Origin of the sequence: Microbacterium sp. SLBN-146, from assembly GCF_006715145.1 — a bacterium.
Lineage (GTDB): Bacteria > Actinomycetota > Actinomycetes > Actinomycetales > Microbacteriaceae > Microbacterium.
Genome location: NZ_VFMR01000001.1, coordinates 2,002,943 through 2,019,072, shown reverse-complemented (window position 1 = coordinate 2,019,072; position 16,130 = coordinate 2,002,943). Strand labels below are relative to the sequence as shown.

General features: G+C 68.4%; 15 protein-coding genes. 6 read left to right on the top strand and 9 right to left on the bottom strand.

From position 1 onward, the window contains the following. Positions 1-3 precede the first annotated feature (3 nt). Positions 4-984 carry a tripartite tricarboxylate transporter substrate binding protein gene (locus FBY39_RS08640; protein WP_141931928.1) on the bottom strand — a complete coding sequence of 327 codons (981 nt, stop codon included), beginning with the start codon at positions 982-984 and terminating at the stop codon, positions 4-6. Between the two features lie 123 nt (positions 985-1,107). Here FBY39_RS08640 and FBY39_RS08635 point away from each other — a divergent pair, with 123 nt between their 5' ends. Then, positions 1,108-2,394: an ATP-binding protein gene (locus FBY39_RS08635; protein ID WP_260837498.1), complete on the top strand. Its 1,287-nt coding sequence runs from the start codon at positions 1,108-1,110 to the stop codon at positions 2,392-2,394. Then, positions 2,391-3,122 (top strand): response regulator, encoded by a 732-nt coding sequence (locus FBY39_RS08630; protein ID WP_141931927.1) that lies wholly within the window; start codon positions 2,391-2,393, stop codon positions 3,120-3,122. The genes FBY39_RS08635 and FBY39_RS08630 overlap by 4 nt, the downstream gene beginning before the upstream one ends. 3 nt (positions 3,123-3,125) lie before the next feature. Here the strand turns inward: FBY39_RS08630 and FBY39_RS08625 are convergent, their stop codons facing one another. Genes FBY39_RS08625 through helR form a run of 3 tightly spaced genes read right to left on the bottom strand, consistent with a single transcriptional unit; the run spans position 3,126 to position 6,357 of the window. Next, positions 3,126-3,620, bottom strand: coding sequence for a bifunctional nuclease family protein (locus FBY39_RS08625; RefSeq protein ID WP_141931926.1), 495 nt, complete (start codon positions 3,618-3,620; stop codon positions 3,126-3,128). Between the two features lie 50 nt (positions 3,621-3,670). Beyond that, the gene (locus tag FBY39_RS08620) at positions 3,671-4,171 is read right to left on the bottom strand and encodes a GNAT family N-acetyltransferase (RefSeq protein ID WP_186337002.1); all 501 of its coding nucleotides are present in this window, start codon (positions 4,169-4,171) and stop codon (positions 3,671-3,673) included. Beyond that, the gene (gene helR, locus FBY39_RS08615) at positions 4,171-6,357 is read right to left on the bottom strand and encodes an RNA polymerase recycling motor ATPase HelR (RefSeq protein WP_141931925.1); all 2,187 of its coding nucleotides are present in this window, start codon (positions 6,355-6,357) and stop codon (positions 4,171-4,173) included. The genes FBY39_RS08620 and helR overlap by 1 nt, the downstream gene beginning before the upstream one ends. A gap of 409 nt (positions 6,358-6,766) precedes the next feature. On the opposite strand from helR, the gene FBY39_RS16700 reads away from it, so the two are divergent. Further along, the gene (locus FBY39_RS16700; protein WP_260837497.1) at positions 6,767-9,790 is read left to right on the top strand and encodes a M14 family zinc carboxypeptidase; all 3,024 of its coding nucleotides are present in this window, start codon (positions 6,767-6,769) and stop codon (positions 9,788-9,790) included. 136 nt (positions 9,791-9,926) lie between these two features. Here the strand turns inward: FBY39_RS16700 and FBY39_RS16430 are convergent, their stop codons facing one another. Together FBY39_RS16430 and FBY39_RS08605 are read right to left on the bottom strand one after the other, a co-directional pair. Beyond that, positions 9,927-10,088, bottom strand: a complete 162-nt coding sequence (locus FBY39_RS16430; RefSeq protein WP_160133052.1) for a hypothetical protein — start codon at positions 10,086-10,088, stop codon at positions 9,927-9,929. A gap of 34 nt (positions 10,089-10,122) precedes the next feature. Then, positions 10,123-11,469, bottom strand: coding sequence for an HNH endonuclease signature motif containing protein (locus FBY39_RS08605; RefSeq protein ID WP_141931924.1), 1,347 nt, complete (start codon positions 11,467-11,469; stop codon positions 10,123-10,125). A gap of 147 nt (positions 11,470-11,616) precedes the next feature. Between FBY39_RS08605 and FBY39_RS08600 the strand changes: the two genes are divergently transcribed. Together FBY39_RS08600 and FBY39_RS08595 are read left to right on the top strand one after the other, a co-directional pair. Continuing rightward, on the top strand, positions 11,617-12,183 hold the full coding sequence (locus tag FBY39_RS08600; protein ID WP_141931923.1) for a Dps family protein: 567 nt from the start codon (positions 11,617-11,619) through the stop codon (positions 12,181-12,183). 4 nt (positions 12,184-12,187) lie between these two features. Next, on the top strand, positions 12,188-13,153 hold the full coding sequence (locus FBY39_RS08595) for an LLM class F420-dependent oxidoreductase (RefSeq protein WP_141931922.1): 966 nt from the start codon (positions 12,188-12,190) through the stop codon (positions 13,151-13,153). Between the two features lie 46 nt (positions 13,154-13,199). Here the strand turns inward: FBY39_RS08595 and FBY39_RS08590 are convergent, their stop codons facing one another. Both FBY39_RS08590 and FBY39_RS08585 read right to left on the bottom strand, forming a co-directional pair. Beyond that, positions 13,200-13,946: a CoA pyrophosphatase gene (locus tag FBY39_RS08590; protein ID WP_396652262.1), complete on the bottom strand. Its 747-nt coding sequence runs from the start codon at positions 13,944-13,946 to the stop codon at positions 13,200-13,202. A gap of 56 nt (positions 13,947-14,002) precedes the next feature. Beyond that, positions 14,003-14,347 carry a DUF2200 domain-containing protein gene (locus FBY39_RS08585; RefSeq protein ID WP_222115679.1) on the bottom strand — a complete coding sequence of 115 codons (345 nt, stop codon included), beginning with the start codon at positions 14,345-14,347 and terminating at the stop codon, positions 14,003-14,005. A gap of 193 nt (positions 14,348-14,540) precedes the next feature. On the opposite strand from FBY39_RS08585, the gene FBY39_RS08580 reads away from it, so the two are divergent. Further along, entirely contained in the window at positions 14,541-15,548 is a 1,008-nt protein-coding gene (locus FBY39_RS08580; RefSeq protein ID WP_186336936.1) for a lytic transglycosylase domain-containing protein, read from the top strand. Here the strand turns inward: FBY39_RS08580 and FBY39_RS08575 are convergent. After that, positions 15,525-16,124 carry a helix-turn-helix domain-containing protein gene (locus FBY39_RS08575; RefSeq protein WP_141931920.1) on the bottom strand — a complete coding sequence of 200 codons (600 nt, stop codon included), beginning with the start codon at positions 16,122-16,124 and terminating at the stop codon, positions 15,525-15,527. The two genes, FBY39_RS08580 and FBY39_RS08575, sit on opposite strands and share 24 nt — an antisense overlap. Positions 16,125-16,130: the final 6 nt, after the last annotated feature.

The following is a 16,130-nucleotide window of genomic DNA, read 5'->3' as shown; positions in this document are numbered from 1 at the left end:
CGCTCACAGTCCCAACTCCGTCATGATCTCTTCCGTCCGCTCTGTCTCGGTTCCGATGAACTCCGCGAACTCGTCGCCCACCATGAAACTGTCGACCCAGTTGTTACGCGCGAGCACGTCCTCCCAGGCCGTCGTCTCGCGCAGCTCGGTCGCGATGGCGATGAGGTCGTCCCGCACCTCGTCGCTGATGCCCGGCGGGGCGACATAGCCGCGCCAGTTGGACATCGCGACATCGACCCCCTGTTCGATGAACGTCTCGACCTCGATGCCGTCGATCGGCTCCGGCGCGGACACCGCAAGAGCACGGAGGTTGCCCGACGCGATCTGATCGCGGAACTCGTTGTAGCCCGACAGGCCCGCGTGCGCCGTGTGGGACAGGATCGACGTGACGACCTCGCCACCTCCGGGATAGGCGAGATAGTTGACCTCGGCAGGATCGACCCCCACCTCGCGGGCCAGCATGCCTGCCAAGAGGTGGTCGATCCCTCCGAGCGAACCGCCCGCGATCGCCGTCCCGCCCGGGTTCTCCGCGAGCGCCGCCGTGAAGTCGTCGAGGGTCTCGTAGGGGGAATCGCCCGGCACGACGAGGACGTTGAAGTCGTCGGCGAGCCGCGCGATCGGGGTGACGTCCTCGAGGGTCACCGTGGAACCGTTGATGACGATTCCGCCGACCATGACTCCTCCGGTGACGAGCATGAGATCGTGGCGGTCGCCCATCTCGGCGACCTGACCGAGACCGATCGTCCCCGATGCACCCGGCACGTTCATGACCTGCACGGCGCTGACGATGCCGTCGGTGCGGAGAACCTGCTGTGCCTCCCGGGCGAACGCGTCCCATCCGCCGCCGGGGGCAGCGGGAGCCACGAGGGTGAGCTTCGTGCGCGGGCTTGCGGCACCGCCCGTCGCGCTGGCGTTGACCGCCGCGACGACGAAGAGCGCGGCGGCGACCACCCCCACGATCGTTCCCGTGATCCTGCGACGCATGTCCGTCCTCCTGCTTCGACCTCGTTGTGCGGCAGATGTGGAGAGTAGGATGACACCGGGTCCACCGAGAGGTGCGGCCCTTTTCGATTTGCGCTCTTTGATGCTCACGCCGAGGAGGTGTCGATGACGACGCCCGCCGCATCGAGTCCGCCGACGCGGACGCGCCTGGCGATGCTCCTCGTCGTCCAGTTCGCCGTCGTCCTCGTGTGCGTCCTCGTCACAACCGTCATCGCGATCGCCGTGCAGGAGCGCAGCATCCGTTCGGCGACGGCCGAGCGCGTCCTCGACGTGTCGGAGAGCCTCGCCGGTCTCGCGCAGGTGAAGTCCGCCGTGCAAGGCGACAGGGATGCCGCGATGCGCGAACTGCAGCCGCTCGCCGACCTCATCGAAGAGGCGGCCGGCGTCGACTACGTCGTCGTGACGGATGCCGCGGGCATCCGACTCACTCACCCGACACCGTCCGAGCGCGGGCTCCCGGTATCGACCGATCCGAGCGAGGTGCTCGCCGGCGAGACCTTCGTGGGCACAGAGATCGGCACGCTCGGGCCCACGCTGCGGGCGAAGGTGCCCGTCGTCGACGGTTCGACCATCGTCGGAACCGCCTCTGTCGGCATCCTCGAGAGCGACATCTCCACTGCCTTCGACGCCGCCGTCCGCGGGCTGTTGCCCTGGGTCGTCGGCTCGCTCGTCGTCGGCTTCGGGCTGAGCGGCGTGATCACGGCGTTCGTCGGGCGTCGGCTGCGGCGGCTCGAGCGCGGCGTCCGAGAACTCGAGACGCAGCGGCTCATCGCGGCGGCTCTGCGCGACCAGACGCACGAGTTCCACACGCGTCTTCACGTCATCCGCGGCCTCGTCGCCGACGGCGAGACGACCGAGGCACTCGAGTACATCGGCGGAATCGTGCCAGTCGACTCGTCAGGAGGCCCTTCCGCCGACGGGCACGGCGTCTTCTCGCCCCGCCTCCTCTCCCTCGACGACCCCGCGCTTCGCGCCCTCCTCGACGGCCTCAGCGCCGACGCGACGGCTCGCGGGGTGCGCCTGGACGTCGATCCCGCGTCGTCCGCTCCGAGGGGCATCCTCGACGACGGGGATTTCAGCGTCATCGCGAACCTCTGCCGCAACGCGCTCGAGGCCGTCTCCCCGGAAGGTCGCGTGCAGGTCTTCGTGGGTGCTGACGAACACGGCATCGTGATCGACGTCTCGGACGATGGACCGGGGATCGAGCCCTCCGACCTCGCGCGGATCTTCCAGCGCGGAGTGTCGAGCAAGTCGGGCGGCGACCGCGGTGTCGGGCTCGATCTCGTTCGACGTCACGTGCGCGCGCGATCCGGCGACGTCACGGTGGGGACGTCTGACCTCGGCGGTGCGCGATTCACCGTCGAGATGCCCGCGCCGGGGGTGAGGCGATGACGGATTCCACCATCCGGGTCGTGCTCGTCGACGACGACCCCGCCGTCCTGAGGCTCCACTCGTCCTACCTCGCGGGGCTCGAAGGGTTCGTGCTCGTCGGGACCGCCCGGACGGGGCGCGCGGGAGCGGAACTCGCGACGACGAGCGGCGTCGATCTCGTCCTCCTCGACATGAATCTCCCCGACTTCAGCGGCATCGAGGTGCTCCACCGCATACGGATGCTGCGCGACTGGGAGGTCGACGTCTTCGTCATCAGCTCCGCACGCGACGCCTTCACGATCCGCCAGGCCGCCGCCGCGCACGTCGCGGGCTACCTCGTGAAGCCCTTCACCCGTGAAGCGTTCGCGGACCGCCTCGGCGAGTATCGCCGCGCGCGGGGCGACCGCCCGCGCGAAGTCAGCGTCGGGTTGGCGCAGGGCGAGATCGACGGACTCGTCGGCCTCGCCGGACTCGCCGGACTCGCGCCTCAAGCTCGCACGGATCCGGCTGCGGCGAGTCCGGAAGCCCTCCCCAAAGGACTCTCCCTCGCGACCCTCCAGCTCATCCTCGCCGCGTTGCACCCGTCGACGCCGATCAGCGTGCGAGCGATCGCCGACGCCTCGGGCGCGTCGCGCGCGACCGTCCGTCGATACCTCGACCACCTCATCGCGCGCGGCCTCGTCACGACGTCGCATCGCTTCGGCGCGCGCGGACGACCCGAGGTGCTCTACCGCCGCGCCCCGGGGTGAGCCTCAGCCGCGGAAGTCGTCGGGGTCGACCTCGTTCAGGAAGCGCGTGAACTCCTCGACGCTCTCCTCGGTCTCGGTCTCGTCCGCCATGAGGTCGGGCACACCAGCATCCTCCATGACACTGTCCGAGACCCACATCGGCGCGTTGACCCGCGCGGCCAGGGCGATGGCATCCGAGGGACGGGCGTCGATCGTGCGGATGCCGTGCGGCGTCGCGAGCGTCAGCTCGGCGTAGTACGTCCCATCGTCGATGCGCGTCACCTCTGCGCGCTCGAGTGTCGCCTCGAGCGTCGCCAGCATCTCCTTCATGAGGTCGTGCGCGAGGGGACGGGGCGTCGCAGCACCTTCGATCGCGATGAGGATCGAGGTCGCCTCGAGGGCGCCGACCCAGATCGGGAGCATACGTCCCGCGCCCGGAAGCTGGTCGATGGGCTTCAGCAGCAGAACGTGCTGGCCGGACTCGTCGAGCGCCACTCCGGCGATGCGGACCTGGGGCATGACGTTCCTCCTTCGCCTGACGCCATTCGCTCCCGCCAGCCTAGATCGGTCTATCCCGCGCTGCGGGCGAATCGTTCCAGCGCGTCGCCCGTGAGACGCTGCGTCGTCCATTCGTCCATGGGCGTCGCCCCGATGGAGCGGTAGAAGCCGATCGCGAGCTCGTTCCAGTCGAGCACGGTCCATTCGAGGCGAGAGTAGCCCCGCTCGAGGCACACCTGGGCAAGAGAACCGATGAGCGCCCGACCGTAGCTGCGGCCGCGCTGACTCTCATCGACGAAGAGGTCCTCGAGCCAGATGCCGTGTCGACCCGTCCAGGTCGAATACGTCAGGAACCACAGGGCGATCCCCACGATCGCACCGTCGCGCTCGACGACGTGCGCGAACGCCGCGGGGGCCTCACCGAAGAGCGTCTCGGTGAGCATCTCGACCGTGTTCTCGACGGCGTCGGGTTCGCGTTCGTACTCGGCGAGGCCGTGGATACAGGAGAGGATGCCGGCTTCGTCGCCCGGCTGCGCGGTACGGAGAATGGCGTCGTCGATCTGGCGGGGCATCACGCCTCGAGCGTAGCGTCGGTGACGATCACGAGCTCTCGCGTCGAGCGCGTCATCGCCACGTAGCGGTCGGCCGCCGTGGCGCGTCCGTCGTCGACGAGCACGACGAGATCGAACTCCAGGCCCTTCGCACCCTCGGAGGTGAGCGACCGCACGCGAGGGCTGTCGTCCTGTGCGGGGTCGCCGATGACACACGCGATACCGTCCTCGTGCGACGCAAGCCACTGTTGGACGATGTCGTCGAGATCGGCGCGCGGCGCCGTCCGAACCGGCACACCGCTCCGACGCACCGAAACGGGCACGTTCGCGTCGGGAATCGCGGCTCGGATGACGGGTTCGGCGACGGCGGTGACTTCTTCCGGCGTCCGGTAGTTGACCGTCAGATGCGCGACCTCGACGTGTGGGAATCCGACGCGCGCGAGACGCTTCTCCCACGACTCGGCGAAGTCGTTCCGCGCTTGCGCCCGGTCGCCCACGATCGTGACGCTTCTCGACGGGCAGCGCCGGAGCACCATCTGCCACTGCGCATCCGTGAGCTCCTGAGCTTCGTCGACCACGATGTGCGCGTACGGCCCGTCGAAGCGTCCTGTGTCGACCTGCGCGAGACCCGCATCGTCGACGAGCGAGTACTGCGCATCCTCGACCCGCAGCATCGACATGAGCTGGAGGTCGCTGTCGTCGCCCGCGATGAGGTCGTCTACGACACGGTCCATCACCTCGCGCCGCGCAGCCAGCTCGGCATCGCGACGACGGGTGCGCAGCGCCGCGGTCGGATCACCGACGCGCGCCCGCGCCGCATCGAGCAGCGGGAGATCCTCGACGGTCCACGCGTGCCGGTCGGGCTCTGCAGCTCCGATGTCGTCGCGGTGAAGCAGCCGTGCGTCTTCGTCCGACAGCCAGGGGGCGCACGCTCGCAGGAACGACGGCGATGCCCACAGCGAGGCGACGAGGGCCGGGGCATCCAGAAGCGGCCAGCATGCGTCGAGAGCGTCCGTCAGCAACTCCGATCGCTCGAGATAGCGGCGGACTCCCGGCGCCGATCGTCCCGCTCGCATCCGGTCCACGATGATGTCGGCGAGGGTCGCGACGATGTCCTCACGGGCGGCATCGTGCGGAGTGCCGCGTTCGACGGCGGCGAATGCTTCCGCCCAGTCGTCCGGGTCGAGCGTGACATCCATCCACGGCGTCTCGATGAGGACCGACTCGTTCGGCGGCTGCTCGAAGCGGCCGAGCGCAGCGTCGATCACTGCTGTCCACCGAGCATCGCCCTTGAGGACCGCGACGCGCGGGTCGTGCTCGACGGCAGCTCGACGACCCTCGGGAACGAGGTCGCGCAGCGTACACATCCGCACACTCTCTTCACCCAGACTCGGCAGCACGTCCGCGACGTAGGCGAGGTACGACTCGTGGGGACCGATGAAGAGGATGCCGCCACGTCCTGGCGCGAGCCGCGGATCGGCGTACAACAGGTATGCGGCGCGATGAAGGGCGACGACCGTCTTTCCCGTGCCGGGGCCACCGTCGACGACGAGCGCACCATGAGAATCGGCGCGGATGATGGCATCCTGGTCGGCCTGCACCGTGCTCAGCACGTCACGCATCTGCGGCGACCTCTGAGCGCCGAGGCTCGCGATGAAGGCGGATTCGTCATCGAGCGCCGCCGTGGAGGCGATGTCGTCGGTGAGCGCTTCGTCCCAGTAGTCGCTCACCCGCCCGCCGGTGAAGCGGTAGCGGCGCCGCGCGGCGAATCCCATCGGCCGGGCGGGCGTCGCGGAGAAGTAGGGTTCCGCGGCGGGCGCCCGCCAGTCGACGAGGAGCCTCCGGCCCCCGGCATCCGTCATGCCCGTCCGACCGATGTAGACCCGCGGGGCGCGCGTGAACGACTCGCTGTCCGCCACGCCGGCGCGTGTCATCCGGCCGATGCACACGTCGAGCCCGTAGCGCTCGAGGGTGCGCTGCTGTGCGGAGAGCCGGTGGACCTCGAGATCCCGTTCGAGCGCCCCCTCACCGGATCCCGCCGGTCGCCGACGGGCGTCCTCGATGCGTCGCGCCGTCTCTGCTCGGGACAGAGCGAGCGCCTCGCCGATCGCGGCGAAGTGCTCGTCGTCGTCGGCGATGAGCGCGGGCGCGCGTTTCGCCCCGAGCCGGTCGGGAAGATCGAAGGCGGTGGTCTCACGAGTTGTCACGAGGACCGATTCTCAACCCGGACCAGGGCCTTGTGGCAAGCCCCCACCCGGGCGATATCCTGAAAGTGGCGAGAGATCCCCGTGTCGTGTCCGGGAGTGACCGCCGCCATCCGCGTCGACGCCATCGTTGTCGACATCGGGCATGATGCCGCTATCCGGCTGTCGCATCGCGACAATTTGACCGCGCTCGGCGATGCGGACTAAGCACTCCGCTCGTCATCTTTCAGGCAATTCACAAGAATCGCTTGACCTGGATCTATCCACCCGATAGACATTGGTCACGCCGCGACCCGCTCGACCCCCCGGTTGATCACGGCCTCGACGTCGGAGTGTCTGCATCGATTCGCCTCCGCACCACTCCGAGTTCGCCCGTCCTACGAACGCGCGCCCAGAGAGGGGATGCACTTTGTTGTCTGCAGTACGAAGAAGAAGAGCTGTCGGAGGTGTCTCCGTCGCGGCCGCCCTCGCAGGCCTGCTCCTGTCCACGCTCACCCCCGGTGCCGCCGTCGGCACGGACGAAGAACGCCTCGATCTCCTCCGTGAGGCTGACGAAGCTGTCAGCGTCATGGAGATCACCGTTCCCGACACGTCCGAACTCGACCGCCTCGTGTCGACCGGCATCGACCTCGACCACGGCGTCGACACGAACGACGACGGGTCGCTCACGGTGAGCGCCATCGTCACCCCGAGCCAGGTCGAAGCGCTCGAAGCACGGGGATTCACCTTCGGAGCCGCTCTCTACACGGAACAGGACACGCAGGAGGTCCTCGCCGAGCGCGAAGCCACCCGGTCCGCGGCCGTCGCCGAGAACCTCGCCTTCCAGGCGCGGAGCATGGCGGCCAACGTCGCCGATGTCGAAATCCTCCGGGCCGACTACTACACCTCGTTCGGCGTCGGCTACCTGTCCGTCGAGGCGCGTTTCGCCGACGGCCAGACCAACACGGCTCCGATGGTCGTCGAGCGCGACAACGGGCCGGGAACCGAGATGGGCTCCGGCGGCACGCAGAACATCACGCGATTCGTCGACGCGAGCGTCTACGTCAAGCACCGCGGAGCAACGACGGTCACGACGCGCCCGGACAAGGTCCGCGTCACGAGCCCCACCGGCCAGACCGCCGAGGCGACCGTCAGCGACTGGCTCCCCATCGACGGTGACGACGTCTTCGGCCCCAACTACGAGACCGACTTCATCTCGTCGTACCTGACGCCGACAGAGCTCTACGACCGCATCAAGGCCCTCGCGGCGGAGTTCCCCTCGATCGCCGAGATCGTCGAACTGCCCTACAAGACCAACGGCTACCGTCGCCTCGCCCAAGGTGTGCTCGGCACGTCCAACGCCAACCGCGTCGGCATCGACTCTCACGCGTGGGGACACGAAGGCGGCAACGGCATCGTCGTCACGATCGCCGAGCCCGCTGGTGCGAACGCTCCTCTGTCGGTCGGAGTCACGGGCACCACGGTGACCGTCAACCCTGCGACCGACGCAGCGGGTGCGATCACGAGCACCGCGGCGGACGTCGTGGCCGCGATCAACGGGTCCGCCGCCGCACACGAGCTCATCGACGCGTACACGTACCGCGGCAACGCGGGCGCGTCCGTCGTCGTGGCGGGCACCGTCACCCTGACGGACGGCCTCAACGCTCCGGCATCCGTGTCGCGCGACCCGCACCCCGTATACGCGATCCGCATCGGCGCCGTCCGTGACGGATCGAAGCCGGGTGTCCTCGCCTACGCGCAGGAGCACGCGCGTGAATGGGTGCCGCCGCTCGTCACGATCGAGACCGCGGAGCGCCTCCTGCGCAACTACGCGCACAACGGCAAGGTCAAGGAACTCGTCAACAACCTGGACATCTGGATCCTCCCGTCGGTCAACCCCGACGGCGGTCACTACTCGTTCTACGACTACGCGTCGCAGCGCCGGAACATGACCAACCACTGCCACGGGACGACCTCGACGTCGATCGACTTCAACGCCCGCAACGCGTGGGGCGTGGACGTCAACCGCAACTACGACACGTACAGCCTCACGGACGGCTACTCGGGCGCATCGTCGTCGTGCACGAGCGACACCTACGCGGGACCGTCGGAGCTCAGCGAGCCGGAGTCGCGGAACGTCGACTGGGTCGCTGCGAACAACCCCAAGCTGAAGTTCGCCATGAACATCCACAGCTCGGGCAACTACTTCATGTGGTCGCCTGGCGCGTACAAGCTGCCCGGTCGCGAGTCGGCTCCGCGTCCGAGCGCTGAGGACGAGGCCTACTTCTGGGAGTCGTCGGAGCGCATCCTTTCGGAGATCAAGCGCTACCGCGGGCTGTCCGTGACGCCGGCCCGCACGGGTCCGATCGTCGACGTGCTGTACTCGGCCGCCGGAAACTCGGGCGACATGATGTGGTACAAGTACGGCATCTACGCGTGGAACTTCGAAGTGGGATCGCAGTTCCAGCCCCCCTTCGAGAGCGACAACCCCAACGGCGCGGCGGCTCACCCCGAGTCGCAGGAGTACGCCAACGGCATCGTCGAGCTCATGCGCGTCGCGCTGGACTACTCGAAGTCGCAGGACACCTCCAAGCCCGTCATCGAGCTGACGAGCCCGACCTCTCCGGAGATCGACGGCAACGCTAACTCGCTCGTGCTGGAGGCCCGCGACGCCGAGACCGGTCTGGATGTCGTCGTCGGCAACATCTACCAGAACGGCGCGCTCCTCAAGAGCACGCAGCTCAAGGCGGACGGTGCCGCGTCGGCGACCCACACGATCGACCTGTCGACCGTCGTGAACGGTGGCCTGCCGCTCGGCGACTACACGCTGCGCTACAACACGCGTGACCTCGCCGGCAACCTGTCGCAGACCCAGCAGTTCGCCTTCACGATCACGGACAAGACCAAGCCGCAGGTGACCCTGGTGTCGCCGACCACGGCAGGGCCTTTCCAGAAGCTCGAGGTCAAGGTCGACGCGACCGACAACCACGGGCTCCAGCGGATCGTGGCGAACATCTACAAGGACGGCACGCTCGTGAAGTCCACGCAAACCGCCGCCGGTGGAGCGAAGGCCGCGTCGCACAGCGCGACCGTCACGCTTCCCGAGGGCAACTACACGGTGAAGTACAACGCGCAGGATCTGAAGGGACTCATCTCGCAGACCAGCACGTTCGCCTTCTCGATCGACACGACGGCACCGAACGTCACGGTCAAGACGGGCGCGAACGAGACGGTCGGCGCGAACGGCACCTACTCGCTCGTGAGCTTCAAGCTCAACGACGCGGGCAAGATCGACAAGCTGACCCTCAACGGAGTCATGAAAGACCTCACGAACAACGCGTGGTCTGATCTGAACTTCGTCAAGGTCGGTGCATTCGGCGGAGTCTCCGGCGTGAACACCCTCGTCGTCTACGACGTCGCGGGCAACGCCAAGACGCTCACCTTCACCCTCAACTAGTCCCCCGACTGGGGCGGTGCCGGCCGAGGTCCCCGACACCTCGGCCGGCTCGCCTCTCCAGTGGGTTTGTGCAAGGGCCCCCTGAGAGCAGATGCCTCCTGGTTTCGACCAGGGGGCATCTGTGCTTACTCGCGGCCTACTCGCGCGTGCGACCCTTGCGCGCAATCAGGATCTCGCGGCGAAGTTCGTCGATCTCGGCGCTCACCGTCGTCTGCCCGGCGTCGCCCACGAGAGCATCGCGCGCGGCTTCCAGTTCGTCGGAGCCACCCGGTTCGTTCGTGCCCGCACGGTCGGTCATGCCGCGAGAATACTCCGTCGTCAGGAGGGCGGCCTCACCCCGCCCCTGCATCCGTCGGGCGGAACACGGGCACCCGCCTCTCCGGCTGCACGACATACTGCCGTCCGGTCGGAGACGTCCATTCGATGGCGCCGCCGTCGAGCTGACGGATCGACCACCCGCCATGGTGCTTCACGGTGTGATGCCCCTGGCACAGAGGACCGAGGTTCGAGAGCGCCGTGGACCCGCCGTGCTGCCACGCGATCGAATGATCGACCTGGCACCGGGATGCCGGTACTTCACATCCCGGAGCCATGCAGCGCTCGGCTCGCCACCTGACGAGCTTCGCGAGTTCCGGCGGGGGCTGGTAACGGTCACGCCCCACGGAGAGCACCATCCCGGTCTCGGGGTGAGTGAGTACGCGCATCCATCCCCCGGACCCGCCGCACAGGCGGCGCGCCGTCGTGAGGGGGATCGGGCCGACGCCCTCGACGCTCGCGGGGTCGCACCCCGGCGGCACGGCCTCACCGTCGCCGAGGAGTGCGAGCGCGGGCACCGTGACGACGACCGATGCTCGGATGCCGCGAACAGGCGCCGGATGCGCTTCGGCAGCCCCGTCGATCAGCAGATCGCACGCGACATCGGCGCGCAGGTGGTCGAGCGTGCGAGCCTCGTCGGGTTGCTTCTTGAGTTGCTTCGCGATCGCGGTCATGCGGCCGTGGATCGCGTGGATCTCGACCGCAGGAGCATAGAGGTGTAGCCACGCCATGCCGTCGGCACCGGGCTCGACGGCGACCCGACGGTCCGCGAGCGCCGCCTCGTGACGCTGTGCGAGCGTCGTCTCGCGGACCGACTCGATGAGTCGTGCGAGGTGACGGCGGAATTGACCGACGGGATGGTGCTTCGCAAGCTCCATCCCGCGCTCCAGAATGAAGGCGCGATGGAGGGGATCGACGCTGTCGGTGCCTGCGACGAGGATCTTCGCATGCTGCTCGGTCATGTCCGCACGCGCGATCGCACCCCGTATCGCGGGATACCTGTCGACGACGGCCTCGGCGAGCGCGAGCAGTTCGCCCGCGGAGTACTCGGTGATCCGCAGCGTCGCCGCGAGTTCGAGCCGCACGGAACGCTCCATGATCTCGAGCGACGCATGCACAGGCCCCACCGCGATGACCTCACGTCTCATGGCAGCGACGGCGACGAGGCGATCGGCGACGACGGACCCGAGATAGTTCGAGATCTCGGAGACTCGATCGACGGCGTCAGGCGGATCGAAGCCGCCCTCGCCGTGCGTCCCACACGCGTCGCACTCGCACGCACCGACGAACGGGTCATCGAAGCCGCCCGGCACCTCATCGGAGGGAGGCCCGAGATCGTCCGGCCCGTCGGTCTGTTCTTCCATCCTTGAAAGATAGAACATACATACGACACTCGTCGGAGTTCTCCACAGGACCGAGCGCGAGTAGCACGCACACCATGCGCGGACAAGCCCCGCGCACTGCTCCCGGCGCAGGCATAGCGTCGGGGCATCCGCACGAAAGGAACAGCCATGTCGACGACAGCGACGAAAGCGAAGACCAAGACGGCACCGAAGAAGGCCAACCGGCGCACCGCGACCGGCGGCGCGCAGCTCACCGACGAGCAGAACGCAGAGAACGGCTTCCAGGCCTCCCGGGCGCTCAGCGAGAACCTCCAGCGCGTCCTCGTGGACCTCATCGAACTCGCGAGCCAGGGGAAGCAGGCCCACTGGAACGTCGTGGGGCGCAACTTCCGTGACACCCACCGGCAGCTCGACGAGATCATCGAGGCCGCTCGGACGTTCAGCGACACGATCGCCGAGAGGATGCGCGCGCTGCACGCCCTCCCCGACGGCCGGAGCGACACCGTGTCGGAGACGACGACCCTCGCCGAGTTCCCCATGGGAGAGGTCGCGACGACCGACGTCATCGACCTCATGACCGAGCGCCTCGAGTCCGCCATCGGGACCTGCCGCGCCGTCCACGACGACGTCGACGATGAGGACCCCACGAGCGCCGACATCCTGCACGCGATCCTCGAGTCGCTCGAGCAGTTCGCGTGGATGGTCAGCGCCGAGAACCGCACTCCCGCGCGGTGATCGCATGACCCGTTTCGGCTACACCCTCATGACCGAGCAGAGCGGTCCGCTCGAGCTCGTCCGCTACGCGCAGTCCGCCGAGGCCGTGGGCTTCGACTTCGAAGTGTCGAGCGATCACTACTCGCCCTGGCTCGTCAGTCAAGGTCACGCACCGTACGCGTGGACCGTCCTGGGAGCCGTCGCGCAGGCGACGAGCCGCGTCGAGCTCATGACCTATGTGACGTGTCCCACGATGCGATACCACCCCGCCGTCGTTGCGCAGAAAGCAGCGACACTGCAGATCCTGAGCGAGGGGCGGTTCCTCCTCGGCCTCGGATCGGGTGAGAACCTCAACGAGCACGTCGTCGGCGAGGGCTGGCCGAGCGTCGACACGCGCCAGACGATGCTCACCGAGGCGATCGAGATCATCCGCGAACTCCACACGGGTGAGCTCGTGACGTATGACGGCGAGTACTTCCGCGTCGACTCGGCACGCATCTGGGATGTCCCGGATGCCGGTGTGGAGATCGGCGTCGCGGTGTCGGGAAGCGAATCGATCGAATCCTTCGCTCCCCTCAGCGACCACATGATCGCCGTCGAGCCCGACGCGGAGCTCGTGAGCGGGTGGGATGCCGCGCGCGGTGGCACGTCGCGGAAGATCGGCCAGATCCCGATCTCCTGGGATCCCGACCGGGATGCCGCGATCGCCCGCGCCCACGATCAGTTCCGGTGGTTCGGGGGCGGCTGGCCCGTCAACGCCGAACTCTCCACCCCCGCCGGATTCCAGGCCGCGTCGCAGTTCGTGCGTCCCGAGGACGTCGCGGAGTCGATCGCGTGCGGCCCCGACCTCGACGCGATCGCCGAGAGCGTCCGCCCTTATATCGACGCCGGGTTCACCGACATCGCGATCGTCCAGATCGGCGACGAGCAGCAGGACCGTTTCCTGGCCGAAGCAGCAGAGCCTCTCTTGGAGAAGCTCCGCGGTCTGTGAGGGGATGCCGCGCGCTCTCGCCCCGTGTCGTCACCGTCCCGTGTCGTCACCGTCCCGTGTCGTCACCGTCCGGCAGCGGCAACGGGAGTTCGCGCGCGGCATCCCATGGCTCGGTCCACCCGAGCCTGTTGAAGATCTCGTCGAGCACCATCCCGGTGAAGCCCCACACGAGATGCTCGCCCGACGCGTGCGGCACGAGGAAGCCCGGCCCGCGCCACTCGCCGCCGTCGCGCCGGATGACGGTCGAGCCGCGATGGGCCGGATCGAGCAGTTCGGCCACGGGAGCGCGGAACACGTCGGCGGATTCGGCGACGTCGACGACCCGGACGGGAGACGGCTCACGCCACCACGCCAGGACGGGTGTGACGAGATGTTGCGAGTACTCCAGAGGGATCTCTTCGAGAACACCGAGCACGTCGACTCCCTCGGGGTCGAGGCCGGTCTCCTCCTGGGCTTCGCGGAGGGCTGCGGCCACCGCGTCGGCATCACCCGGATCGACCCGCCCTCCCGGGAACGCGACCTGTCCGGGGTGAGACCGCAGCGTCGTCGCGCGCGCGAGGAGCAGCACGTCGAGGTCGCGCCCGACGGTCGCGGAGCGGGCGTCGCGATCGGCGGGCAGATCGTCGAGGACGCCGAAGAGGATGAGGATCGCCGCCGGTCGGCCGTCGGACGACGGAGGACCATTCGTGGCGGCAGAGATCGTCGCACGGGGTGCGGCGCGGCGCTCAGCGGCGGCCTCGGCGAGCGCCGACAACTGCTCCCGTGCGCTCAGCTCTTGATGTGAGTCGGGCACCCGCCCAGCGTACGCAGGACTCGCGACACCGGCGCCGCAACGCCGGCCGAGGCGCTTCAGGCCGTACGGAGGACCTTTTCCATGGGGCGTCCCTTCGCGATCTCGTCGATGAGCTTGTCGAGATAGCGGATCTTCTGCATGAGTGGATCCTCGATGTCCTGCACCCGGACCCCGCACACGACTCCCGTGATGAGCGTGGCGTTCGCATTGAGATCGGACGCCGCGAAGAGCTCCTCGAACGTCGTGTTCTCAGCCAGATGTCGGTTCAGCGCATCCTCGTCGAAGCCGGTCAGCCAGCGGATCGCCTGGTCGACTTCGGCTCGTGTGCGCCCCTTCCGTTCGGCCTTCGCGACATACAGCGGATAGACCGCGGAGAAGGCCATGGTGTAGATCCGATGCACCCCGCCAGGGTACTGCGAAGGCCATTCTCGGGGCTGTCCTCGAGGAGCGAATCGTCTCACCGCTCACAGGAAACACCCAGGGAACGTACCTTGCCTGTCCAGCCTGGGTGGGCAGACTGCGTGACTTGCGCCGCTCTGCGGCCTCACCGCGCCTACCCGACGGCGCGGACACCCGATACGGAACTCTTTCTCGATGCGCTCAGACACGTCCTCTTCCCCTGCCCGCCGACTTCGCCGCCTCGCGGAACGCCGCTCGCGTCGCCGCCCCGCCATCGTCGCCGCGAGCCTCGCCGTCGGTCTTCTCGCCACCGCAGGGGTGACGGGCGGCCTCCCGGTCTCGAGTGCGCAGGCGGTGTCGGCGAACCAGGCCGAAGCCCCCTTCAACGACTTCGCTCTCGTGTCCTACTCTCTGCCCGTCGAGCCCGCCATGATCGCGGGCTCCGCCGAGGCATCCGATGTCGTCACGGCGGCCCGTGAAGCTCTCGCGACGGCGGAAGGCGCCCTCGACGCGGCCGAGACCGTCCAGGCGGACATCGCGGCCGCAGGTGTCGACCTCGGCGCGACGGACGCGGGTGTCGCGACGGACGAGCTTTCGCAGGCGACCGAGCGTCTCGAGCGCGGGACCGACGCACAGCACACCATCTTCCTCCCCGGCCTGACGGAGGACGTCGTCGACCTCGTCGACCCCGTCGACGCGCGCGTCACCGAGCTCCGCGCGGCCCTCGACGCCGCGATCGCAGAGAAGGCACGCCTGGAGGCGGAGGCTGCCGAGAAGGCACGTCTCGAGGCCGAGGCCGCCGCGGCGTCGGAAGCTGCTGCCGCAGCGGCACGGACGCCGGCGGCCCCTGCCGCACCGAACCCCGTCTACGCGACGGGCGGGACGGCGGGAGACAACAGCCCCGCGGGCGCGCAGGCATCGGCACGCGCCATGCTCCCCGAGTACGGCTGGGGCGACGACCAGTTCGCGTGCCTCGTGTCGCTGTGGAACAAGGAGTCGGGCTGGAACTACCAGGCCTACAACCGTTCAAGCGGTGCGACCGGCATCCCGCAGGCGCTCCCCGGCAGCAAGATGGCCAGCGCGGGCGGCGACTGGCAGACGAACGCTGCGACGCAGGTGCGCTGGGGACTCGGCTACATCGCCGGCCGCTACGGATCGCCATGCGGCGCCTGGAGCCACTCACAGTCCGTCGGCTGGTACTGACGCCTCACCCTCGTTCCCGGTCTCGTCGAGGCCGTGGGTGTGAAGACGCACGCCGGCGGCGTTGAAGATGCTGATCACTTCGGCGGCGCGTGATCCCGACGCACTCAGCGCGTGGGGCGTCCGCGTGTCGAACTCGGCGGCCTCACCGCGACCGAGAATGAGATCCTGCGTGCCCACACGCAGACGGAGCTTTCCGCTGAGTACGTAGAGCCACTCGAACCCGTCGTGCACGCGAAGGTCGGGAAGGTCCGCGACAGGCGGAAATGTGACCTTGTAGGTGCTCACGGGCGAGTCCTCGAGCGCGAGCGGCGCGACGATGAGTCCGTGGCGCTTCACCGCCGCGCGGCGCACACGGGGGTCGCTCGTCTCGGAGCGCACGAGGTCGTCGAGACTCATGCCGAGCTGCCGCGTCAGCGGCACGAGGAGTTCGAGGGTCGCCTGGCGCTTGCCCGATTCCAACCGCGACAGGGTGCTGACCGACATGGCGGATCGTCCCGCCACCTCTTCGAGCGTGAGTCCTTTCGCTTGTCGTGCCGCCCGCAGGCGCGGACCCACGTGAGCCAAGTCGTCGGTCATTCGCTC